Source organism: Litorisediminicola beolgyonensis (assembly GCF_042679605.1).
Lineage (GTDB): Bacteria > Pseudomonadota > Alphaproteobacteria > Rhodobacterales > Rhodobacteraceae > Litorisediminicola > Litorisediminicola beolgyonensis.
Genome location: NZ_JBHTMU010000031.1, coordinates 22,286 through 45,032 on the forward strand (window position 1 = coordinate 22,286; position 22,747 = coordinate 45,032).

Here is a 22,747-nt window from a genome sequence, read left to right on the forward strand (position 1 = left end):
CCATGCCGCTGCCCGCCTCTCCAGACGAGTTCCCGAAGGCCTTCGCGACGGCCTGGGCGACCCGCGACGGGGCCGAGATCGGCGCGCTCTTCGCCGAGGACGCGGAGTTCGTGAACGTCGTCGGTCTCTGGTGGCATGACCGCGCCGCCATCGCGAAGGCGCATGACTACGCGCTCAAGAGCTTCTTCTCCGAGACCACGCTCACCCCCGGCGCCACCCGGGTTCGGCACCTCGGCGAGACCCATGCCCTCGTCCAGTGCCGCTTCCGTCTGACGGGCCAGCGCACGCCCGAGGGCGAGGCCGCGGGAGAGAGGCGCGCGATCCTGACCTTCGTGCTGGAGCGTCTCGAGACCGGGTGGCAGGCGGTCGCGGCGCAGAACACCGATGTCGTGCCCGGAGCGGAGACGCTGATGGCCGGAGAGCACGGGCTCGCTGCGGCGGATTACCGCGACTGACCTGCGGTCTTGCGCCAGCCGCCCACCGGCAGTAAAGGCGGCGCGACAACACGCCCAGGGACGGCCCATGCCCGTATTGGTGATGAAATTCGGCGGCACGTCCGTCGCTACGCTGGATCGCATCCGCCGCGCCGCCAAGCGCGTCGGCGTCGAGGTGGCCAAGGGCTATGACGTGATCGTCATCGTCTCGGCCATGTCGGGCGAGACCAACAAGCTCGTGGGCTTCGTGAACGAGACCTCGCCCTTCTACGACGCGCGCGAATACGATGCCGTCGTGTCCTCGGGCGAGAACGTGACCGCCGGCCTCATGGCGCTGACGCTGCAGGAAATGGACGTGCCCGCGCGGTCCTGGCAGGGCTGGCAGGTGCCGCTCCTGACCACCTCGGCGCACGGCGCTGCGCGGATCGAGGACATCCCGACCGAGAACATCACCCGCAAGTTCGAGGAAGGCATGAAGGTCGCCGTGGTGGCGGGGTTCCAGGGGCTGAGCCCCGAGGCCCGGATCACCACGCTCGGACGCGGCGGGTCGGACACGACCGCGGTGGCCTTCGCCGCCGCCTTCGATGCCGAGCGCTGCGACATCTACACGGATGTGGACGGCGTCTACACCACCGATCCGCGGATCTGCGCCAAGGCCCGCAAGCTCGACCGCATCGCCTTCGAGGAGATGCTCGAGCTCGCCAGCCTCGGCGCCAAGGTGCTGCAGACCCGGTCGGTCGAACTGGCCATGCGCTACAAGGTGAAGCTCAGGGTTCTGTCGAGCTTCGAAGAGGTCTCGGACGAGGCCGGAACGCTCGTCACGGGCGAGGAGGACATCATGGAATCGAAAGTCGTGGCCGGGGTGGCCTATTCCCGCGACGAGGCCAAGGTGACGCTGGTGACGGTCGAGGACCGGCCGGGCATCGCCTCGGCGATCTTCGGCACGCTGGCCGAGGCGGGTGTGAACGTGGACATGATCGTCCAGAACATCTCGGAGAAGAACTACCAGCACCACGAGGGCGGGGTCACCGACATGACCTTCTCCTGCCCGACCGACCAGCTCAAGCGCGCCGAGAAGGCGCTGGAAGAGGCGCGGACGGCCGGGAAACTGGGCTACGAGCGGCTGGAGACCGAGACCGAGGTCGCCAAGGTATCGGTCGTGGGCATCGGCATGCGCAGCCATGCCGGGGTCGCGGCAAAGATGTTCGACACGCTGGCGCGCGAGAACATCAACATCAAGATCATCGCGACCTCCGAGATCAAGATCTCGGTGCTGATCGACCGGCGCTACATGGAGCTGGCGGTGCAGGCGCTGCACGACGCGTTCGAGCTGGAGAAGGCCTGAGCGGTCTTGCCGGAGCGGCGCTCGTTCAGGACGCCGCTCATCGAGGATCGTCGGCGATCAGGGCCGATCAGGGCGGAGCGCTCGGGGCGCAGAGCCCCCCGGTGCATCGCTCGCACCGATGCTACGCTCGGCATCTCCGGCGTAATGTCCATCGCGGGATCGCACAAAACGCCACCGTCACGGGCCTCCGATGCGGGTCTGCAAGCGGCTTCCGTGGCGCGCGCTCTTCCCCTTGCCCCCCGCTCTCCCCTATAGCTTGTCCCCGGGACACCCCAAGGATCGCGTAGATGCCCGACCGCAGCGAAAGCGAAAGCCGGAAACTTCTCGGACGCCTCCGCGACACCATGGCGGAAGAGGCGGCGGGACAGGAGCGTCTCGACAAGATCACCCATCTTACCGCCGACTCGATGGGGACCGAGGTCTGCTCGATCTACCTTTTCCGGGATGACGAGACGCTGGAGCTCTGCGCCACCGAGGGCCTGAAGGCCGAGGCCGTGCACCAGACCCGGATGAAACTCGGCGAAGGTCTCGTCGGCCGCGTGGCGCGCACCGGGCAAACGGTCAATACCGCCGACGCCCCTTCCGCGCGCGGCTTCCGCTACATGCCCGAGACCGGCGAAGAGATTTACTCGAGCTTTCTCGGCGTGCCGATCCAGCGGCTGGGCGAGAAGCTCGGCGTCCTGGTCGTGCAGTCCAAGACCGCGCGCGAGTTCACCGCGGACGAATGCTACGCGCTCGAGGTGGTGGCGATGGTCCTGGCCGAGATGGCCGAGCTTGGCGCCTTCGTGGGTGAAGGCGCGGCGCTCAAGGCGCGCCATACCCAGCCGGTTCTCCTGCGCGGCACGCAGGGCCAGGAGGGCACGGCCGAGGGCCATGTCTGGCTGCACGAGCCCCGCGTCGTCGTCACCAACCTCGTCGCGGACGATCCCGACAAGGAACTGGCGCGGCTGCACGCCGCGGTCGACGAGCTCAGGATCTCGGTCGACGACCTGCTCGCCGGGGCCGAGGATCCCGAGCAGGTCGCGGTGCTCGAAGCCTACCGGATGTTCGCTAACTCCAAGGGCTGGCTCCGGCGCATGGACGAGGACATCGCCCGCGGTCTTTCCGCGGAATCCGCGGTCGAGAAGGAGCAGTCCAAGGCCCGCGCCCGTCTCGGCGAAGCGACGGATCCCTATTTGCGCGAACGGCTCCAGGATCTCGACGATCTCTCCAACCGGCTGTTGCGAATCCTGACCGGACAGGGGTCGGAGACCGGCGCCGAGATGCCGCCCGATCCGGTGCTGATCGCGCGCAATATCGGGCCGGGCGAGCTTCTGGATTACGGTCGGTCGCTCAAGGGCATCGTGCTCGAGGAAGGCTCGGTCGGAAGCCACGCCGCCATCGTCGCCCGCGCGCTGGCGATCCCGCTGGTGATTCATGCCGGGCGGATCACGACCGAGGCGCTCAACGGCGATCACATCATGGTCGACGGCGATCAGGGCATCGTGCATCTGCGCCCCGACGACACGGTCGTCAGCGCCTTCCGCGACAAGATGGCGATGCAGGCCAAGGCGCTGGAGCGCTACGCCTCGATCCGCGACACCACCTGCGTCACCGCCTGCGGCACCCGCGTGGTCCTGACGATGAATGCTGGTCTGATGGCCGACCTGCCCTCGCTCGACAGTTCCGGCGCCGAGGGTGTGGGCCTCTTCCGCACCGAGTTGCAGTTCCTCGTGCGCAACCAGATGCCGCGCCGGAACGAGCTGGCGGCGATCTATGCGCGCGTGCTCGATGCGGCGCATGGCAAGCGCGTTGTGTTCCGGACGCTCGATATCGGCTCGGACAAGGTGCTGCCTTACATGAAGCCCAATGACGAGCCGAACCCCGCGCTCGGCTGGCGGGCGATCCGGGTCGGTCTCGACAAGCCGGGCGTGCTGAGGATGCAGCTCCAGGCGCTTCTGCGCGCCGCCAACGGGCGGCCCCTGTCGATCATGTTCCCCTTCATCGCCCAGCTCGAGGAATACCGCGCGGCGCGCGCGGAGATGGACAAGGCGGTCAGCCGCGAAGCGCGGCTCGGCCACGCCCTGCCGGAAACGGTCGAGATCGGCGCGATGCTCGAGACGCCGAGCCTCGCCTATGCGCCCAAGCGCTTCTTCCAAGAGGTCGATTTCGTCTCGATCGGCGGCAACGACCTGAAACAGTTCTTCTTCGCCGCCGACCGCGAGAACGAGCGGGTGCGGCGGCGCTACGACACGCTCAACACCTCGTTCCTGAGCTTCGTGGAGCGGGTGGTCGAGCGCTGCCAGGAAACCGATACGCCGCTCTCCTTCTGCGGCGAGGATGCGGGCCGCCCGATCGAGGCGCTCTGTTTCGCCGCCATCGGGCTCAGGGCGCTCTCGATGCGTCCGGCGTCGATCGGGCCGGTCAAGCATCTCCTGATGCGGACCCGGCTCGACGAGGTGCGCAAGGTGATCTGCGACGCGCGGCATCGCGGCGAGCAATCCGTGCGCGCGGCGGTGATGGAGTATCTGCGCAGCGTCGAGTGACGGCCTGGGCCTCGAGCGGTCGGGCTTGGCGGCGCGTTCGGGAGCGAGGGGCCCGCCCCTCGCGCTCCCCGGGAATATTTATAGACAGATGAGGCCCTCTTGCGGCGCGCCCCTGCCAGAGGTGGGACGCGCCGATGGCGGGCTTGGCGGGTCTCAGAGCACGATGACGGAGCCGAGCGCGATCACCGCGACCGTGGCCAGGAGCGGGATCGCGACGGCGACGACGAAGATGTCGGAATAGCTCTGCTTGTGGGTCAGCCCGGTGATCGCGAGGAGCGTGATGACCGCGCCATTGTGCGGGAGCGCGTCGAGACCACCCGAGGCCAGCGCCGTCACCCGGTGCATGAGCTCGAGGCTGATATCGGACTGTTCCGCCATCTCCCGGAAGCGCTCGCCCAGGGTTTCGAGCGCGATGGACATGCCGCCCGAGGCCGAGCCGGTGATGCCTGCAAGCACGTTGGTGGCGACCGCGACCGAGACCAGCGGATTGGAGGAGACGCCGAGCACCGCGTCGCGCACCACCGCGAAGGCAGGGAGCGATGCGATGACCGCGCCGTAGCCGACCTCGGAGGCAGTGTTGAAGACCGGCAGGAGCGAGCCCATCGTGCCCTTGTTCACGCTCTCCATCAGATGTTCGAGGCGTTTGAGGTTGAGCGCGATACAGAGGACGATCGCCGCCACCATGGCGACGATGATCGACCAGATGCCGCGCACGTCGTCGATGGTCGTGTCGCCGTATTCGTCGGTCCCGAGATAGGAATAGTCGAAGGCCGGGAACACCACATAGGTGCAGAGCGCGTTGATCGAGATCACCGCGACGACCGGCAGGACCGCGACGGCCATCCCCGGCAACCCCGAGGCGGGCGGCTCGGCATCGGCATCGGTCCGCTCGTGATCGCCGTAGCCCTCGCCCCGCGCCTCGGCCCGGGCGCGGCGCATGTTGAGCCAGAGAATGCCGCCGACCATCATGATCAGACCGGCGATGGTGCCGAGCACCGGCGCGGCGAAGGGCGTCGTGCCGAAATAGGGCGCGGGGATCGCGTTCTGGATCGCGGGCGTGCCCGGGAAGGCGGTCATGGTGAAGGTGAAGGAGCCGAGCGCCAGGGCCGCCGGGATCAACCGCTTCGGCGTCGAGGAGCGGTGAAAGAGCGCGTTCGCAATGGGATAGACGGCAAAGGCCACGACGAAGAGCGACACGCCGCCATAGGTCAGCACCCCGCAGGAAAGCACCACCGCCGCGATCGCCTGGCTGCCGCCGATCTTGTCGGTGAACCACTCGGCGATGGTGCGCGCCGAGCCGCTATCGGCCATGAGCTTGCCGAAGATCGCGCCCAGGAGGAACAGCGGGAAGAAGGTCAGGAGGTAGTTGCCCAAAGCGGGCATGAACACCTCGGTATAGGTCGCCAGAAGGCGGCCCTGCCCGGCGAAGAGCGTTGCCAGAAGCGCCAGGAGCGGCGCGAGGACGAGCACCGTGATCCCGCGATAGGCGAGATACATCAGAAGCCCGAGCGAAAGCAGTATTCCCAGAAGGCCCAAACCTGTCCCTTTCTCGTTGAGGTGTTTCGAGCCGAACACACGCGACGCGGGATCGTTCCGCGCGGAGGCTCTTGCCACCGAAACTCCTCGCGCGTGCCTTGTCCGCGCCCGGAGCCTCGGTCAGACTTCGCGCATGAGCGAGACGCGTCCGACCTATCCCGGGGGAATCTCTGCCGTGCTGGCCCAGATGGAGGGGCGGCGCGATCCGATCACCTATGGCCCGGGCGAGGCACTGGCGCCCCTGGATACCGATCTCGCCGCACTCAGGGGCTGCATCGTGTCCGAGCCCGCCGACGATCCCGATGAGGCGCCGCCCTTCCGCTCGGCCTATCACCGGAAGCGGTTCGAGCTCAGGCGCGAATTTACCGGCGGGGCGGAGCTGGGCTTCCTGCACGGACTGGTGGTGGCGCATCTGAGAAAACGCAGCTTTCCGGACCACGCCCCTGCCCTCTTCCAGAGGCTCTGGGCAGAAGAGGCCGACACGCTGCTCGAGGGGCTCGATTCGCGCTGGCTCGTCTCGGCGATCACCACCTTCGGCGATCACGGGATGACGCCGGTGCAGCGCTCTGTCGGGCTGGCGCTCTCGACGCTCTTCGGGACGATGAAGCTTTACGAGACCGAGCGGCTGTTCTCGGGCCGTCCGCCCGAAAAGGTCTTTCCGCTCGACAACAAGACCCGCGGCCAGCTGGCGCTGGAGATGGACCCCTATTCGCTGGTCGGCGGCGGTCTCGACGTGAACATGCTGGGCCGTCTCTGGCAGGAGGCCGAGGGCGATTCCGTTGTCGCGCCCCTCGCCCACCGGCTGCTCGACCTTCTGATCCACGATCCGCGAACGGTGTTCCGCCGCCTCGCGGTGATGAAGACCCGCCGCGAACGCCGTGCCAAGCAGGAGATCGAGGCGACCGGCACAAGCACCGAAAAGCCTCCCAAGCGCGAGATGATCGTGCCGGTCCCCGCCGCGCGGGTTCCGGCCTCGGCGCGGGTGCTGCGCTGGGGTCTCGTGTCCATGCTGCGCGGGCCCGCACCGGCCATCGCGCGCTTCGCCGCGCATCATCTGGAACTGGGCGCGGCGGTTCTGGATCTGCATCTCGACGAGCCGAACCCCGAGGCTGAGGCGATGCTGGCGCGCGATCCGCGGGTGCGGGTGACGGTCACCGATACCGGCTGGTGGCAGGCGCAGGGCAAGGAGCGGATGGAGGAGCACCAGCTGCGGCAAGCCTGGCTCGCGACCCGCAGTCTCGCCGCGCAGGAAAGCACGGTGGATTTCCTCGGCCATATCGATCTCGACGAGTTCCTGCTGCCCGACCGTCCCGTCGCCGATGTGCTGATGGCGCTGCCGCCGACGCTTGCCTGGGGCCGGGTGATGCCCGTCGAACTGCTCGCGCCCGCGCCGGGCCATCCGATGCGTCATTTCAAGACGACGCATCGCGAGGCCGGACAGCGCAAGAGCGTGGTGCAGGAGATCTACCCGACCTTCGGGCTGCATCTCTACGGCGGCTATCTCAGCCATACCTCGGGAAAGATCTTCGCGCGCACCGGTCTCGGTCCGGTCCGCCTCGGCATCCATGCGTTGAAATCCGGGCCCGAGGTCGTGACCAACGGCACCAAGCTCGACGGGCTGAAGCTTGCCCATCTGCACGCCCCGTCATGGGAGACGTTCCGCGATCACTTCGCCTTCCGCCGCGCCCGCGGCTCCTATCGGAAGCGCGACAGCGATCCCGAGAAGATGGGCCTCGCCGATCTTCTGGCCTTCCTCGACGAGGAAGAGGGCGAGGACGGTCTGCGGCTCTTCTTCGACGAGGTCTGCAGCGACACGGCCGAGCTGCGCGAGCGGCTTGCGAGTTTCGGCATGCTGATCGAGCGTCCGCTCGATCTCGACGGCGCGGTGGCGCGGGTCTTCGGCGGGCTCGCCGCATGACGCGCTGGGGCGTCGTCTCGACCATCAAGGCCCCGCTTCCCGAGATCGCCCGCTTCGCCGCCTGGCATCTCGAGGCCGGGGCCTCGGCCCTGCATCTCTATCTCGACGAGGACGATCCCGAGGCGCTCGACGGGCTGAACGCCCATCCCGCGATCACCGCGCGCCACACCGACGCGGCCTGGTGGGAGAAGCGCAAGGGACGCCCCGAAATGCACCAGAACCGGCAGGCGGCGAATGCGCGGCACGCCAACAACACGGTGCGCGGGCTCGACTGGCTGGCGCATATCGACGTCGACGAGTTCCTGATCGCCGAGACGCCGGTGGCCGGGCAACTGGCCGCGCTGCCCGACACTGCGCTCTGCGCGCGCGTCCGGCCCATCGAGGCGCTGGCGCCCGGCGCGGGCGACCGGCCCGGCACGCGCAGCTTCAAGGCGTTTCACCTGGCCCAGACCGCCCGGCGGGAGGCCGCGACCCGGGTCTTCGGACCTTGGGCGCAGCACCTCTCGGGCGGGTTTCTGAGCCATGTGGCGGGCAAACTCTTCTTCCGCCCCGGCACCAAGGGCCAGCAGGTGAAGATCCACAACGTCATCCTCGACGGCCAGCAGAACCCGGGCGAAGTGGCACTGCCAGAGACCACGCTGGCGCATTTCCATGCTGCCGACCCGGAGCATTTCCTCGCCGCCTTCCGCTACCGGATGAGTAAGGGCTCCTACCGGTCTGAGCTCAAGCCGCAGGTCCGGCAAGAGGGCGCGCTGTCGCTCTTCGATCTCTTCCGCGCGATCGAGGCCGAGGGCGGCGAGGACGCGCTCCGAACCTTCTTCGACGAGGTCGCCACCGCGACCCCGGACCTGACCCGGGCGCTCGAGCGCGAGGGGCTTTTGCGCCGCCTGCCCTTCGATCCGGACCCGTTTGTCGCGGCGCATTTGCCGCATCTTGCACAAAGCCTCTGAAAAGAAGGGCAGATTGACCGCGGGCGCGGTTTTCGCTACAACGCAGCACGCGCGCGAGGCTGCTCTCGCCGTTGACGCGGATTTACCCGCATTCAGACGCAGACGTACGGGCCATGATGTGTCCGTAATCAACGGATACACATGACCAAATTTGCTGACCTGAATCTCAGCCCGAAAGTGCTGAAAGCTATCGACGAAGCCGGCTACGAGACGCCGACCCCAATCCAGGCGGGCGCGATCCCGCATGCGCTCGAAGGGCGCGACGTTCTGGGCATCGCCCAGACGGGTACGGGCAAGACCGCCAGCTTCACCCTTCCGATGATCACCATGCTCGCCCGCGGACGGGCCCGGGCGCGGATGCCGCGGAGCCTCGTGCTCTGCCCGACGCGGGAACTGGCAGCTCAGGTGGCCGAGAACTTCGACACCTATGCCAAGCATGTGAAGCTGACCAAGGCGCTCCTGATCGGCGGCGTCAGCTTCAAGGAGCAGGAAGCCCTGATCGACAAGGGCGTCGATGTCCTGATCGCGACCCCTGGCCGCCTTCTCGACCATTTCGAGCGCGGCAAGCTGATCCTGTCGGACGTCAAGGTCATGGTCGTGGACGAGGCCGACCGGATGCTCGACATGGGCTTCATCCCCGATATCGAACGCATCTTCGGGCTGACGCCCTTCACCCGCCAGACGCTGTTCTTCTCGGCCACCATGGCGGCCGAGATCGAGCGGATCACCAACACCTTCCTCTCCAACCCGGCCCGGATCGAGGTGGCGCGCCAGGCGACCGCGTCGGAAACGATCGAGCAGTCGGTGGTGATGATCAAGGCCACCCGCCGCGACCGCGCCGACAGCGAAAAACGCGCCGTGCTGCGCGCCGTGATCGACGGCGAGGGTGAGCGGCTGACCAACGCGATCATCTTCTGCAACCGCAAGGTGGACGTGGATATCGTCGCGAAATCGCTCAAGAAATACGGCTATGACGCCGCACCGATCCATGGCGATCTGGACCAGTCGCAGCGCACGCGGACGCTCGATGGTTTCCGCAATGGCGAGTTGAAGATCCTCGTGGCCTCCGACGTGGCCGCCCGCGGTCTCGACGTGCCGTCGGTCAGCCATGTCATCAATTTCGACGTCCCCGGCCATGCCGAGGATTACGTCCACCGGATCGGTCGGACCGGGCGCGCGGGCCGCGAAGGCAAGGCGGTGACGCTCTGCAACACCCGCGACGAGAAGAACCTCGAGGATGTCGAGCACCTGATCCAGAAGGAAATTCCGCTCGCGGAGAACCCGATCCAGCAGGAAGCCGCGCCCGAGGCGGAGACGCAGGAAGAGGCGCCGAAGAAATCCTCGCGCTCGCGGTCGCGCTCGAAAAAGCCCGACCAGCCCCAGAAGCAGGAGAACAAGGCGCCCGAGGCTCCGAAGCCCGCCGCCGAGCCAGTCAAATCCGAGGAACCGTCCAAGCCGCGCGACAAGTCCCGCGACTCCCGCGACCGCGATCGCGGCGGCAAGCGCGACAATGTTGTCGGCATGGGCGACCATATGCCGAGCTTCATCGCCATGAGCTTCGAGGATCGCCGCGCCGGGTGACCTGCCGGTCTCGACCGGGCCTTACAGCCTCACATCAAAAAAGGTCGGCGCCCAGGCGCCGACCTTTTTCATTTGGGGAACGGGACCAGACGCGTCCTCAGCTCAGGCGCGAGATCACCACGGTGACTTCCGGCTTCTTGCCGATCTCGTTCTGCGCGGCATTCCGCGTCGCGCGGCGGAGCGCTTCTTCGAGGGCCGCGTCGTCGCGCATGGTCTTCTTGCCCGCGCGCCCGATGACCTCGGCCAGCTCCTCTTCCAGAACTTCGACCAGGGACTGGCGCGAACGTCCGGTTTCGGGCAGGCCCATTGTCTCGCACCAGGGATCGCCGAGGGCCTCGTTCTCCTCGTCGACGATCAGCGTCACCAGAACGTGGCCGTTGAGCGCCATGCGGATGCGGTCGCGCACGACGCCGTCCAGCGCGCCGATCTGCACCGAGCCGTCGAGATAGGTGCGCCCGGTCTCGACATAGTCGACCACCTCGGGCTTGTTCCCGGAGAGCGACACCATGGTGCCGTTCACCGCCAGAACCGCCTGCCGTCCGCGGCCCTTGGCGAGCGCCACATGTTCGCGGAGGTGGCGGTGCTCGCCATGCATCGGAATCACGATCTGCGGGCCGACGAGATCGTGCATCGCCTCGAGATCGGGACGGTTGGCATGGCCCGAGACGTGATACCGACCCGAGCTGTCATCCACCACGTCGACGCCCAGTTCCGAGAGCTGGTTGATGATGCGGATCACGCCGCGCTCGTTGCCGGGGATGGTCTTGGACGAGAAGAGGAACAGATCGCCTTCGCCCAGTTCGATGCCGAAATGCTTGCCGCGGGCGAGCTGCGCCGAAGCGGCGCGCCGTTCGCCCTGGCTGCCGGTCACGATCAGCATCAGGTTTTCGCGCGGGATGTTCGAGGCCTCCTCGACCGGGACGGTCTTGGGGAAGTCGGTCAGGACGCCGGTCTCGACCGCCGCCTCGACCATCCGCCGCATCGCGCGCCCAAGAAGCACCACCGAGCGCCCGGCCCGGTTGCCAGCCTCCGCGAGCGTCTTCAGGCGCGCCACGTTCGAGGCGAAGGTGGTCGCGCAGACGATGCCCTTCTGGGCCGCGACCAGCTTCTCGATCTCCGGGCCGACCGTGGCCTCCGAGCGTCCCTCGTGGACCGAGAAGACGTTGGTCGAATCGCAGACCAGTGCCTTGACGCCCTCTTTCGCGACGCTGTCCCAGAGATCGCGGTCGAAGGGCTCGCCGACGACCGGATCGTGGTCGAGCTTGAAATCGCCCGAATGGACCAGCCGCCCCTCGGGCGTGTCGATGACGAGCGCCGAGCTTTCGGGAATGGAGTGCGAGATCGGCAGGAAGCCGACCTTGAAGGGGCCCGCCGATACGGTTTCGGGCCAGGCCGAGGCCGTGGTCACGGCGTTTTCGGGATGGCCGAATTCCTCCATCTTGCGCCGCGCGATATTGGCGGTGAAGGCGCGGGCGTGAACCGGCGCGCCGAGCGCCTCGTAGTAATGCGCGACGGCGCCGATATGGTCCTCGTGGGCATGGGTGATGAAGATGCCCTCGATCCTTTCGCGCCGCTCCTTGAGCCAGGCGATGTCGGGGAAGATCAGATCGACGCCGGGCGATCCGTCCATGTCGGGGAAGGTCACGCCGAGATCGACGACGATCAGCCGCTCCTCGCCCGGCTTGCCGTACCCGTAGACATAGCAATTCATACCAATTTCACCGGCCCCGCCGAGGGGCAGGTAGATGATGCGTTCACCGCTCATTCAATGTCCTGTCGTCAGTTTGATTGTGCCGATGGATCACGGTCAGCCCGTGCATCGTCAGCTCGTCCTTGAATGCGTCAAATAGATCGTCGGCCTGCTGGAACAACGGCGCAAGCCCGCCGGTGGCGACCACTTTCATGGGGCGGTCGCGCTCGGCGCGGATGCGCGCGCAGATCTCGCGGACCACGCCGACATAGCCCCAGAAGATGCCCGACTGCATGCAGGCGACAGTGTTGGTGCCGACGACGCTCTGCGGGCGGGAGATGTCGACATGCGGCAAGGCCGCCGCAGCCTCGTGCAGCGCCTGCAGGCTGAGGTTCACGCCGGGCGCGATCACGCCGCCCTCGTAGGCGCCATCCGGTGCGACCACGTCGAAGGTGGTGGCGGTGCCGAAATCGACGACGATCAGGTCGCCGCCGAAGAGGTCATAGCCCGCGACGGTGTTCACCAGCCGGTCCGGGCCGACCTGCGTCCCGGCGTCGACGCGCACGTCGATGGGCAGCGCGCAATCGGGTTTGCCGACCACCAGCGGCCGCGTGTTGAAGTAGCGATCCGCGAGGACGCGCAGGTTGAAGACCACGCGCGGCACGGTCGATGAGACGATCATGTCGGTGATCTGCGCCTCGATCCCCTGCAGGTTCATCAGCGTCGAGAGCCAGACATAATACTGGTCGGCGGTGCGCAGGTGATCGGTCGCGGTGCGCCAGGTGGCGAGGAACTCGGTGCCGTCCCAGATCGAGAAGACCGTGTTGGTGTTGCCGCAATCAATGGCGAGCAGCATCTCCGCCCTCCCCCGATCAGAAATGAACGTCAGCCGCCGGGATCGCGACCCGACCGGCAGAGGTCTTTAGAACAAGTTGGCCCTGCGCGTCCACCGTCTCGAAGGTGCCGGTGGTCTCGGAGCGCCCGGTGCGGGCGTTGACGGGCTGGCCGAGACGGGCGGCGCGGGCCAGCCAGGCCTCTCGCGTCGGGCCGAAGCCGTAGGCCGCAAAGCTCGCTTCTCGCGCCGCATAGGCGTCGGCCAGCGCGTCGAGGCATTGCTCGGGCGTGACGGCGGCTCCGGTCTCGGAGAGGAGCGACACCGGCGGCACCGCCCCCGGCTCCACGCTGTCGCGATCCGGCGCGGCGATCAGGTTCACGCCGATGCCGATGGCCACGACCCCGTCGCCTCCGCCCTCTAGCAGGATGCCCGCCACCTTGCCGCCGTTCAGAAGGACGTCGTTGGGCCATTTCAGCGCGAAGGGCTCGGGGCGTCCTGTCAGGGCGACGAAGGCGTCGTACAGCGCCAGAGCGGCGACGAAGGAGCGCAGGGCCGCCTGTGCCGGGCCGCCCTCGGGGCGCAGAACGAGCGTGGCCGAGAAATTGCCCTCGGGATGCGCCCAAGCCCGGCCCCTGCGACCGCGCGCGGCGGTCTGACGTTCGGCGAAGACCCAGAAGGGCGCGGCGCGGTGGGCCGACTGGCGGCGCGCCTCGTCCATCGTGCTGTCGGTCTCGGCGAGCATCACCCGCCCATATGCCGCGGGCCAGCTCATGCCGAGCGGCCTTGGACCGCCTCGAAAGGGCTGCCCAGAAATGGCGACGCGGGCCTGAGGCCCGCGTCTCGATCCGGATGTGCGACCGGTTTACTGGACAAGCGTCGCCGCCGCTGCCGCCGCGGCGCCCTCGATGCCGAAGAGGTTCACCACCCCCGCCACCATCAGGATCGCCGGCACCACGAGGAACGCCCAGAGCACCGCCGAGCCACCCTTGTCGAGGCCGCGGTCGGTCTCTTCGCCGAAATACATGTAGTAGACGATGCGCAGGTAGTAGAAGGCGCCGATGACGCTCGCCACCACGCCCGCGACCGCAAGCCAGGCGAGCCCGGCCTCGTAGGCGGCGCGCAGCACGTAGAGCTTGCCGAAGAAGCCGACGAGCGGCGGCACGCCCGCAAGGCTGAAGAGCAAGACCAGCATCGCCAGCGCCCTGCCTGGCTCGACCTTGGAATACATGTTGAGCGAGGCGATATCCGTGACCGGCTGGCCGTCATGCTGCATCGACAGGATGAAGGCGAAGGTGCCGACGTTCATGGTCACGTAGATCGCCATGTAGATCAGCATCGCCTGCACGCCGAGCTCGGTTCCGGCCGCGAGGCCCATGAGTGCATAGCCCATATGGGCGATCGAGGAATAGGCCATCAGGCGCTTGATATTGGTCTGACCGATCGCGGCGACGGCGCCGAGGAACATCGACAGGACCGAGAGGAACGCGAGGATCTGCTGCCAATCCGCGGTGACCGACCCGAACGCGCCGACCATGACGCGGGCGAAGAGGCCCATCGCCGCCACCTTGGGCGCGGTCGCGAAGAACGCGGTGATCGGCGTCGGCGCGCCTTCGTAGACGTCGGGCGTCCACATGTGGAAGGGCACCGCCGAGACCTTGAAGGCGAGACCCGCCGACAGGAAGACAAGGCCGAAGAGCAGACCGAGCGAGGGATCCTGCGACGCCGCCTCGATCACGCCGGTGAAGAGCGTGGTGCCCGCGAAGCCGTAGACCAGCGACGCGCCGTAAAGAAGCAGGCCCGACGACAGCGCGCCGAGGACGAAGTATTTCAGGCCCGCCTCGGTCGACTTCACGCTGTCGCGCCGCAGCGAGGCCACGACGTAAAGCGCCAGCGACTGCAGCTCGAGCCCCATGTAGAGCGCCATCAGATCGCCCGCGGACACCATCATCATCATGCCGACGACCGAAAGCGTCACCAGAAGCGGATATTCGAAGCGCAGGAGGTCGCGGCGGGCCATGTAGCCCTCGGACATCAGGAGCACCGCGGCGGCGGAGAGCAGGATCGTTACCTTGGAGAAGCGCGCGAAGGCGTCGTCGACGAACATGCCGCCGAAGGCCTCGCGAGTGCCGGTTCCGGTCGTGCCGATCCAGAGACCGAGCGCAACGAAGAGACCGGCGGTCAGCCACACGAGCGCCGGGGCGAGCCGGTCCTTCTGGGTGTAGACCGCGCCGACAAGCGCGCCCATCGCAAAGAGCGACAGCACGATTTCGGGCAGGATGACGGAGAGGTCGGTCTGGATCATGTCGCGTCCTCGGTCCTCAATGGCTTTCGGCGGCGACCGCGTTCTCGGCGGGCGCGCGGGCAATGGCGGTATCGACCTGTTCGACCAGCGCCTCGACCGAGGGGCCGATGCGGTCGAGGATCGGCGCGGGGTAGACGCCCATCCAGATGGTCATGATGACGAGCGGGGCGAAGATCGCCTTCTCGCGGCGGCTCATGTCGGTGATGGAGCGCAGGCTCTCCTTGATCAGGTCGCCCATGACGACCCGGCGGTAGAGCCAGAGCGCGTAGGCCGCCGACAGGATCACGCCCGAGGTCGCGACCAGCGCCACCCAGGTGTTGACCTGGAACACGCCCATGAGCGTCAGGAACTCGCCGATGAACCCGCTGGTGCCGGGCAGGCCGACATTGGCCATGGTGAAGAGCATGAAGATCATCGCGTAGGCCGGCATGCGGTTCACGAGACCGCCATAGGCGTCGATCTCGCGAGTGTGCATCCGGTCATAGATCACGCCGACGCAGAGGAAGAGCGCGCCGGAGATGAAGCCGTGGCTCAGCATCTGGAAGATCGCGCCGTCGATGCCCTGCTGGTTGGCGGCGAAGATGCCCATGGTCACGTAGCCCATATGGGCGACCGACGAATAGGCGATGAGCTTCTTCATGTCCTCCTGCACCAGCGCCACGAGGCTCGTGTAGACGATGGCGATGGCCGACATCCAGAGGACCAGCGGCGCCAGGACATCGGCGCCGATGGGGAACATCGGCAGCGAGAAGCGCAGGAAGCCGTAGCCGCCCATCTTCAGAAGGATCGAGGCCAGCACGACCGAGCCCGCGGTCGGGGCCTGAACGTGGGCGTCCGGCAGCCAGGTGTGGACCGGCCACATCGGCATCTTCACCGCGAAGCTCGCGAAGAAGGCGAGGAACAGCATGGTCTGGAGACCGCCGACCACGTGGATGCCGAGAAGGTTGAAGCTGCCTGCCGAGAACTCGTGGTTCAGGAGCGTCGGGATATCCGTCGTGCCCGCATCGGCATACATCGCCACCATCGCGACCAGCATCAGGACCGAGCCGAGGAAGGTGTAGAGGAAGAACTTGAACGACGCATAGATGCGGTTCGCCCCGCCCCAGATGCCGATGATCAGGAACATCGGGATCAGGCCGCCTTCGAAGAACAGGTAGAAGAGCACCAGGTCCAGCGCCATGAACACGCCGAGCATCAGCGTCTCCAGGAGCAGGAAGGCGATCATGTATTCCTTGACGCGGGTCTTCACCTCCCAGGACGCGGCGATGACCAGGGGCATGATGAAGGTCGTGAGCATCACGAAGAGAACCGAGATGCCGTCGACGCCCATCTTGTAGGTCAGGCCGAGAAGCCAAGCGCCCTCTTCGACCATCTGGAAGCCGGTATCGGCCGGGTCGAACTGCGCCAGGATGAAGAGCGAGATCACGAAGGTCGCCGAGGTGGCGATCAGCGCCAGCCACTTGGCGTTGCGATCCGCCGCGGCGTCGCCGCCGCGCAGGAACACGCCGAGGATCAGGGCCGCGAGAGCGGGCAGGAAGGTGACGATGGAGAGGAGATTGTCCATGGGTCTTACTGCGCTCCGCCGCTGAGCGTCATCCAGGTGATCAGGAGCGCGAGCCCGATCACCATCGTGAAGGCATAGGTAAAGATGTAGCCGGACTGCGCGCGGCCCGCGAGCCGCGTGAGGAAGGGCACCGCGCCCATCGCCACGCCGTTGATCGAGCCGTCGATGACGTTGCCGTCGCCGCGCTTCCAGAGGAACCGCCCCAGCGCCTTGGCGGGCCGCACGAAGACGAAATTGTAGATCTCGTCAAAATACCACTTGTTCAGGAGGAACAGGTAGAGGGGCCGCTGGTTCTCGGCGAGCTTCTTCGGCAGCGCCGGGTTCACGATGTAGAAGAGATACGCCACCGCAAAGCCGATCAGCATGGCGATGAAGGGCGAGATCTTGACCCAGACCGGCGCGTGGTGCGCGTCGTCCATCACGTGGTTGTCGGGTGCCATGTAGATCGCGCCGTCGCCGGGAGCGTAGGCATGGGCCTCGCCCTCGGAGCCGTGCTCCGCGCCGTCGGTCGCGGCGTGGTCCTCGCCCGCCTCAGCCGGTGCAGCCTCGCTCGCCACCGCATGGCTGTCGCCCTCGGCTGCAGGCTCGTCATGCGACGCGGCCTCGCCATGCGCTTCTGCCTCGCCATGCTCTTCGGCGGCAGCGACGGCATGTCCGCCATTGGCGCCGATGCCGAAGAAGCGGTTCACCGTGTCGTGGCTGCCGAAGAAGCTGCTGTACCAGATCATGCCCGCCAGCACCGAGCCGACCGCCAGCACGCCGAGCGGGATCAGCATAACCATCGGGCTTTCATGCGCATGATCGTGGGTGTGCTTGTCGCCGCGAGGCTTGCCGAAGAAGGTCAGGAAAATCAGCCGCCAGGAATAGAAGCTGGTGAAGAGCGCGGCGATGACCAGAGCCCAGAAGGCGAAGCCGCCATTGGTCCCGGCCCAGGCGCTCTCGATCACCGCGTCTTTCGACAGGAAGCCCGCGAAGCCGATATGGGTGAGCGGGATGCCGACACCGGTGATGGCCAGCGTGCCGATCATCATCGCCCAGAAGGTATAGGGGATCTTCGAGCGCAGACCGCCGTAGTTCCGCATGTCCTGCTCGTGATGCATCGCATGGATGACCGAGCCCGCGCCGAGGAACAGCATCGCCTTGAAGAAGGCGTGCGTGAAGAGGTGGAACATCGCCGCCGAGTAGACGCCGACACCCGCCGCAACGAACATGTAGCCGAGCTGCGAACAGGTCGAATAGGCGATCACCCGCTTGATGTCGGTCTGCACGAGGCCGACGGTCGCGGCGAAGAACGCGGTCATGGCGCCGAGGAAGGTGATGAAGCCGGTCGCCTGCGGCGCGAACTCCATCAGCGGCGACATGCGGCAGACGAGGAACACGCCCGCGGTCACCATGGTCGCGGCGTGGATCAGCGCCGACACCGGGGTCGGGCCCTCCATCGCGTCCGGCAGCCAGGTGTGCAGCAGAAGCTGCGCCGATTTGCCCATCGCCCCGATGAAGAGGAGGAAGGCCACCAGCTCGGCCGCGTTGGCGTTCTCCCAGAGGAACCAGATCTGCGTCTCGGCCAGGCGCGGTGCCTCGGAGAAGATCACGTCGAAGCTGATCGAGTCGGTCAGGAAGAACAGCGCGAAGATGCCGAGAGCGAAGCCGAAATCGGCAACCCGGTTCACCACGAAAGCCTTGATCGCGGCCGCGTTGGCCGAGGGCTTGCGGTAGTAGAACCCGATCAGGAGGTAGGAGGCGACGCCCACGCCCTCCCAGCCGAAAAACATCTGCACGAGGTTGTCCGAGGTCACCAGCATCAGCATCGCGAAGGTGAAGAAGGACAGGTAGGCGAAGAAGCGCGGGCGGTAGACCTCGCCTTCGCGGAAATTCTCGTCATGGGCCATGTAGCCGAACGAGTAGAGATGCACGAGCGCCGAGACGGTCGTCACGACGATCAGCATGATCGCGGTCAGCCGGTCGAGGCGGATCGCCCAGTCGGTCGAGAGCGAGCCGCTCTCGATCCAGCGGGCGATGGTGATCTGCTCGGTCACGCCGTCGAAGCTCAGGAAGACGATCCACGAGAAGAAACAGGCGACGAAGAGAAGGCCGGTGGAGATCCACATCGCGCCGCGCTCGCCGATGAGCTTCCAGCCGAAACCCGCGATGAGCGCACCCGCGAGCGGGCTGAAGAGGATGAGCGACTCCATGAATTCAGCCTTTCATCACGTTGACGTCTTCCACGGCGATGGTGCCGCGGTTGCGGAAGAAACAGACCAGGATCGCAAGGCCGATGGCCGCCTCGGCTGCGGCGACGGTCAGCACGAAGAGGGTGAAGACCTGGCCCACGAGATCGTTGAGATGCGCCGAGAAGGCGACGAAATTGATGTTCACCGCCAGGAGCATGAGCTCGATCGACATCAGCAGGATGATGACGTTCTTGCGGTTCAGGAAGAGCCCGAAAATCCCGATGACGAACAGCGTCGCCGCCACCGTCAGATAGTGTTCGATCCCGATCATCTCGTCCCTCCGGCGGTCGCCCGCTCTGGTTCTTTGTCGTCTCCGGCGCGTGCCCCAGGCCCGCGCCGCCGTCACTGGCGGCTCAGCAGCCGCCGAAGGCGCAGCCGATCGCGCGCCCGAAACTCTTGGTGCCCTCGACGATGCCGCCACCGCCCGAGCCGCCGCCATCGCCACCGAGACTGCTGATGCTCGCGCCGGACCAGACCATCCAGAGGATGTAGATGCCGATCACGAAGCAGATGCCGATGAAGATGTTGCCCAGCATCGCCTCAGAGCCCCTGCCCCGGTTTCACGTCGCGCAGCTCCATCGCGGTCTTGGGATCGCGATACATCTGCGCCAGCACGTTCTGCCGCTTGACGTCGGCGCGATGGCGCAGCGTCAGGACGATCGCGCCGATCATCGCGACCAGCAGGATCAGGCCCGCCAGTTGGAAGAGCAGGAAATACTGGTCGTAGAGGATGAGCCCCAGCGCCTTGGTGTTGTGCACCCCCTCGGGCGTCGCCTGCGCGACCAGACCCTCGGCCGCCTCCGAGCTCTGCCAGGCGCCGAAGGCCATGGCGAACTGCATCAGGATGACCACGGCGATCAGAAGCGCCAGCGGCATGTAGCGCGCCATCTCGGCCTTGAGCTCGGCGAAATCGACGTCGAGCATCATCACCACGAAGAGGAAGAGCACCGCGACCGCGCCGACATAGACGATGACCAGAAGCATCGCCACGAACTCGGCGCCCAGAAGGACGAAGAGCCCCGCCGAGCTCAGGAAGGTCAGGATCAGCCAGAGCACCGAATGCACCGGGTTGCGGCTGATCACCGTGAACAGCCCGCCCGCGATGGTCGAGAGCGCGAAGAGATAGAAGGCGAAAACGCTCATTCCTCGGGTTCCTTTCCGTCTTCCATGACTTCCCGTGCCAGTTCCATGGCCCGCGTCATGGCAGGTATACCGGCAAACATCGACATCTGCGCGATGGTCTCGGCGATCTCGTCGCGGGTGGCCCCCGCTTCGAGCGCGTGGCGCACCGTCATCCGCACCTGCGTGTCCGCCTGCGCCCCTTGCATCGTCAGACCGGCCAAGGTCAAGAGCAGCCGCGTCTTCGCGTCGAGCCCGTCCTTGGAAAGACCCTTGCCGAAGGTCATTTCCATGAAATCCTTGGGCATGGTGGGCCACATCTTCTCGAAGCCCTTGGGATTGAAGCTTTCGAGCGCCGGATTGAAGGCGCGGGCCATTTCCTGCGCCTGTTCCATGAACAGCTCGAAGGGGGTCTTGGTGCTGCTCATCGTGCGGTCTCTCCAACCTGCGCCTCGAGTCGGCTCGCCTTCGCGCGGTAGGCGGCGATGAACGCTTCCGACGCGCCAAGCTCCGCCAGTGTCGGCCCTGCCGCGTAGGCGACGATTCCCTCGGCGAGGGCTTGCATCTCGTCGCCATTGGCCTTGGCCGCGATCTGTTCCGAGAGCGGCGCTCCGAAGCCGAACATCGCACGCGTCTCCAGCGTGTCCTGCACGGACGGGCCGTAATCGATGCCCTGGGCCGCGGCGAAAAGAACGGTTACCGCCGCGCAGATATCGACCGTGACCTCGTCATAGCCGGCCGCGAGCTCGGACAGGCACTCGGACACGGTGGCGGCAAACGTGCCGTAGCCGCCATCCGCCACGTCGAGCAGGATGTCCTGCGCGGTGTCGTTATCCGTCAATCCAGCTGCCCAGGTTCCCATTTGCGTTACCGATACGGAGCGTCCAGTTCGAGGTTGCGGGCAATCTCGGCTTCCCAGCGCTCGCCGTTCTCGAGAAGCTTCTGCTTGTCGTAGTAGAGCTCTTCGCGGGTCTCGGTGGTGAACTCGAAATTCGGGCCTTCGACGATCGCATCGACCGGGCAGGCTTCCTGGCAGAAGCCGCAATAGATGCACTTGGTCATGTCGATGTCGTAGCGCGTGGTGCGGCGGCTGCCGTCCTCGCGCGGCTCGGCGTCGATGGTGATCGCCTGCGCCGGGCAGATCGCCTCGCAGAGCTTGCAGGCGATGCAGCGCTCTTCCCCGTTGGGATAGCGGCGCAGCGCGTGTTCGCCACGGAACCGGGGCGACAGGGGCCCCTTCTCGTGCGGGTAGTTCACGGTGGCCTTGGGGCCGAAGAAATACTTCAGTCCCAGCTTCATGCCGACCCAGAAATCCTGCAGCAGGAAATACTTGGCAGCGCGGCCGTAGTCGATATTCGCCATCAGGAGTCGCCCTCCGTCGTCACTTCGCGCAGACGCGCCTCGCGCGCCTCCGCCTCTGCGGCGTCCATGATCGGATCGCCGTGTTCGTCATATTCGCCCTCGCGCGGGTCTGCCTTGAGCACCGTCGCGGCGCGTCGCGCGGGTTCCGCGCCCGCCGCCCAGCGGAACACCGCCGCGGCGAGCTCGGTCTGTTGCGGCAGCATCCGCCCGCTCTCGTCGCTCTCGGGAAGGCCGAGGTCGCGGACGATGAAATCCGCAAGCTCGATCATGTCCACGTATTTGGCGTCGAGTATGGCGCTGCGCAGGTCGGACATCTCAGCCACCGGTGCTCCAGCGCGCGAAGATGCCCCAGAACCAGCCGAACTTTGCGGCGAAGGCCACGAAGACCACCCAGACGAGGCTGAAGGGCAGGAACACCTTCCAGCCGATCCGCATGAGCTGGTCGTAGCGGTAGCGCGGGGTGATCGCCTTGACCATCGCGAAGAGGAAGAAGAAGAACGCCATCTTCGCGACCATCCACAGCGCCCCGTCCGGCAGGAACGGGATCGGCGACAGCCAGCCGCCGAAGAACAGCAGCGAGGTCAGCGCGCACATCAGGAAGATCGCGATATACTCGCCCGCCATGAACAGAAGGAACGGGGTCGAGCTGTATTCCACCTGGTAGCCCGCCACGAGCTCCGATTCCGCTTCCGGCAGGTCGAAGGGCGGGCGGTTGGTCTCGGCCAGGGCCGAGATGAAGAACAGGAAGACCATCGGGAAATGCGGCAGCCAGTACCAGCCGAAGAAGTGGAAGCTGGTGTCCTGCGCCCGCACGATATCGCCGAAATTCATCGAGCCCGTAGAGATGATGATGCCGATGATGATCAGACCCAGCGAGACCTCGTAGGAGATCATCTGCGCCGCCGAGCGGAGGCTTCCGAGGAAGGGATATTTCGAGTTCGACGCCCAGCCGCCCATGATCACGCCGTAGACCTCGAGCGAGGAGACGGCGAAGACGAAGAGGATGGCGACGTTGATGTCCGACAGGACCCAGGTGTCGTTGAAGGGGATCACCGCCCAGGCCAGCATCGCGAGCACGAAGCTCGTCATCGGCGCGAGCATGAAGACCGTGCGGTCGGCGCCGGCCGGGATCACCACTTCCTTCAGGACGTATTTCAGCGCGTCGGCCACGGTCTGCAGAAGCCCGAAGACGCCGACGACGTTCGGGCCACGGCGCATCTGCACGGCCGCCCAGATCTTGCGGTCCCCGTAGACGAGGAACAGCAGGCTGATCATCACGAAGCCGACGACGCTCAGGACTTGGGCCAGAAGGATCAGGGCGATCCCGCCGGGGGTGGAAAAGAAATCGGCCATCA

Annotated in this window: 21 protein-coding genes; 6 read left to right on the forward strand and 15 right to left on the reverse strand. The window is 66.4% G+C overall.

Annotated features, from left to right (window positions below):
* Positions 1 to 2: 2 nt before the first annotated feature.
* The 3 genes from ACFQ4E_RS15305 to ptsP all read left to right on the forward strand — a co-directional run bounded on the left by ACFQ4E_RS15305 (position 3) and on the right by ptsP (position 4,304).
* Positions 3 to 455, forward strand: coding sequence for an SgcJ/EcaC family oxidoreductase (locus ACFQ4E_RS15305; protein ID WP_386805054.1), 453 nt, complete (start codon positions 3 to 5; stop codon positions 453 to 455).
* A gap of 67 nt (positions 456 to 522) precedes the next feature.
* The gene (locus ACFQ4E_RS15310; RefSeq protein ID WP_386805056.1) at positions 523 to 1,779 is read left to right on the forward strand and encodes an aspartate kinase; all 1,257 of its coding nucleotides are present in this window, start codon (positions 523 to 525) and stop codon (positions 1,777 to 1,779) included.
* Positions 1,780 to 2,066: 287 nt separating this feature from the next.
* Complete coding sequence (gene ptsP / locus ACFQ4E_RS15315) at positions 2,067 to 4,304, forward strand: phosphoenolpyruvate--protein phosphotransferase (protein WP_386805058.1); 2,238 nt, start codon at positions 2,067 to 2,069, stop codon at positions 4,302 to 4,304.
* 153 nt (positions 4,305 to 4,457) lie between these two features.
* Here ptsP and ACFQ4E_RS15320 read toward each other — a convergent pair whose 3' ends face one another.
* A complete protein-coding gene (locus ACFQ4E_RS15320; protein ID WP_386805060.1) occupies positions 4,458 to 5,918 on the reverse strand; it encodes a GntP family permease in 1,461 nt (486 codons plus the stop codon).
* Positions 5,919 to 5,973: 55 nt separating this feature from the next.
* Here ACFQ4E_RS15320 and ACFQ4E_RS15325 point away from each other — a divergent pair, with 55 nt between their 5' ends.
* The 3 genes from ACFQ4E_RS15325 (at position 5,974) to ACFQ4E_RS15335 (ending at position 10,289) form a co-directional block, all read left to right on the forward strand.
* A complete protein-coding gene (locus ACFQ4E_RS15325) occupies positions 5,974 to 7,758 on the forward strand; it encodes a glycosyltransferase family 2 protein (protein WP_386805061.1) in 1,785 nt (594 codons plus the stop codon).
* Positions 7,755 to 8,708: a glycosyltransferase family 2 protein gene (locus ACFQ4E_RS15330; protein ID WP_386805063.1), complete on the forward strand. Its 954-nt coding sequence runs from the start codon at positions 7,755 to 7,757 to the stop codon at positions 8,706 to 8,708. The genes ACFQ4E_RS15325 and ACFQ4E_RS15330 overlap by 4 nt, the downstream gene beginning before the upstream one ends.
* Before the next feature lie 141 nt (positions 8,709 to 8,849).
* Entirely contained in the window at positions 8,850 to 10,289 is a 1,440-nt protein-coding gene (locus ACFQ4E_RS15335; protein WP_386805064.1) for a DEAD/DEAH box helicase, read from the forward strand.
* A gap of 97 nt (positions 10,290 to 10,386) precedes the next feature.
* On the opposite strand, the gene ACFQ4E_RS15340 is transcribed toward ACFQ4E_RS15335, so the two are convergent.
* The 14 genes from ACFQ4E_RS15340 to nuoH form a co-directional block, all read right to left on the reverse strand.
* Positions 10,387 to 12,054, reverse strand: coding sequence for a ribonuclease J (locus ACFQ4E_RS15340; RefSeq protein ID WP_386805066.1), 1,668 nt, complete (start codon positions 12,052 to 12,054; stop codon positions 10,387 to 10,389).
* Positions 12,044 to 12,835 (reverse strand): type III pantothenate kinase, encoded by a 792-nt coding sequence (locus ACFQ4E_RS15345; RefSeq protein WP_386805067.1) that lies wholly within the window; start codon positions 12,833 to 12,835, stop codon positions 12,044 to 12,046. Before ACFQ4E_RS15345 ends, ACFQ4E_RS15340 begins: the two co-directional genes overlap by 11 nt.
* A 16-nt stretch (positions 12,836 to 12,851) precedes the next feature.
* A complete protein-coding gene (locus ACFQ4E_RS15350; RefSeq protein WP_386805069.1) occupies positions 12,852 to 13,586 on the reverse strand; it encodes a biotin--[acetyl-CoA-carboxylase] ligase in 735 nt (244 codons plus the stop codon).
* A 90-nt stretch (positions 13,587 to 13,676) separates the two neighbouring features.
* The gene (gene nuoN / locus ACFQ4E_RS15355; protein ID WP_386805071.1) at positions 13,677 to 15,116 is read right to left on the reverse strand and encodes an NADH-quinone oxidoreductase subunit NuoN; all 1,440 of its coding nucleotides are present in this window, start codon (positions 15,114 to 15,116) and stop codon (positions 13,677 to 13,679) included.
* Positions 15,117 to 15,132: 16 nt separating this feature from the next.
* Entirely contained in the window at positions 15,133 to 16,680 is a 1,548-nt protein-coding gene (locus tag ACFQ4E_RS15360) for an NADH-quinone oxidoreductase subunit M (protein ID WP_386805072.1), read from the reverse strand.
* A 5-nt stretch (positions 16,681 to 16,685) separates the two neighbouring features.
* A complete protein-coding gene (nuoL, locus tag ACFQ4E_RS15365) occupies positions 16,686 to 18,872 on the reverse strand; it encodes an NADH-quinone oxidoreductase subunit L (RefSeq protein WP_386805074.1) in 2,187 nt (728 codons plus the stop codon).
* A gap of 4 nt (positions 18,873 to 18,876) precedes the next feature.
* Positions 18,877 to 19,182, reverse strand: coding sequence for an NADH-quinone oxidoreductase subunit NuoK (gene nuoK / locus ACFQ4E_RS15370; protein WP_386805076.1), 306 nt, complete (start codon positions 19,180 to 19,182; stop codon positions 18,877 to 18,879).
* Between the two features lie 82 nt (positions 19,183 to 19,264).
* Positions 19,265 to 19,447, reverse strand: a complete 183-nt coding sequence (locus tag ACFQ4E_RS15375; protein WP_386805077.1) for a hypothetical protein — start codon at positions 19,445 to 19,447, stop codon at positions 19,265 to 19,267.
* Between the two features lie 4 nt (positions 19,448 to 19,451).
* On the reverse strand, positions 19,452 to 20,054 hold the full coding sequence (locus ACFQ4E_RS15380; RefSeq protein WP_386805079.1) for an NADH-quinone oxidoreductase subunit J: 603 nt from the start codon (positions 20,052 to 20,054) through the stop codon (positions 19,452 to 19,454).
* Positions 20,051 to 20,458 carry a carboxymuconolactone decarboxylase family protein gene (locus tag ACFQ4E_RS15385; RefSeq protein ID WP_386805081.1) on the reverse strand — a complete coding sequence of 136 codons (408 nt, stop codon included), beginning with the start codon at positions 20,456 to 20,458 and terminating at the stop codon, positions 20,051 to 20,053. Before ACFQ4E_RS15385 ends, ACFQ4E_RS15380 begins: the two co-directional genes overlap by 4 nt.
* Complete coding sequence (locus ACFQ4E_RS15390) at positions 20,455 to 20,871, reverse strand: hypothetical protein (RefSeq protein WP_386805083.1); 417 nt, start codon at positions 20,869 to 20,871, stop codon at positions 20,455 to 20,457. The genes ACFQ4E_RS15385 and ACFQ4E_RS15390 overlap by 4 nt, the downstream gene beginning before the upstream one ends.
* A 26-nt stretch (positions 20,872 to 20,897) precedes the next feature.
* Entirely contained in the window at positions 20,898 to 21,392 is a 495-nt protein-coding gene (gene nuoI, locus ACFQ4E_RS15395) for an NADH-quinone oxidoreductase subunit NuoI (RefSeq protein ID WP_386805084.1), read from the reverse strand.
* The gene (locus ACFQ4E_RS15400; protein ID WP_386805086.1) at positions 21,392 to 21,715 is read right to left on the reverse strand and encodes a hypothetical protein; all 324 of its coding nucleotides are present in this window, start codon (positions 21,713 to 21,715) and stop codon (positions 21,392 to 21,394) included. The genes nuoI and ACFQ4E_RS15400 overlap by 1 nt, the downstream gene beginning before the upstream one ends.
* Positions 21,708 to 22,745, reverse strand: a complete 1,038-nt coding sequence (gene nuoH / locus ACFQ4E_RS15405; RefSeq protein WP_386805088.1) for an NADH-quinone oxidoreductase subunit NuoH — start codon at positions 22,743 to 22,745, stop codon at positions 21,708 to 21,710. Before nuoH ends, ACFQ4E_RS15400 begins: the two co-directional genes overlap by 8 nt.
* Between the last annotated feature and the right edge of the window lie 2 nt (positions 22,746 to 22,747).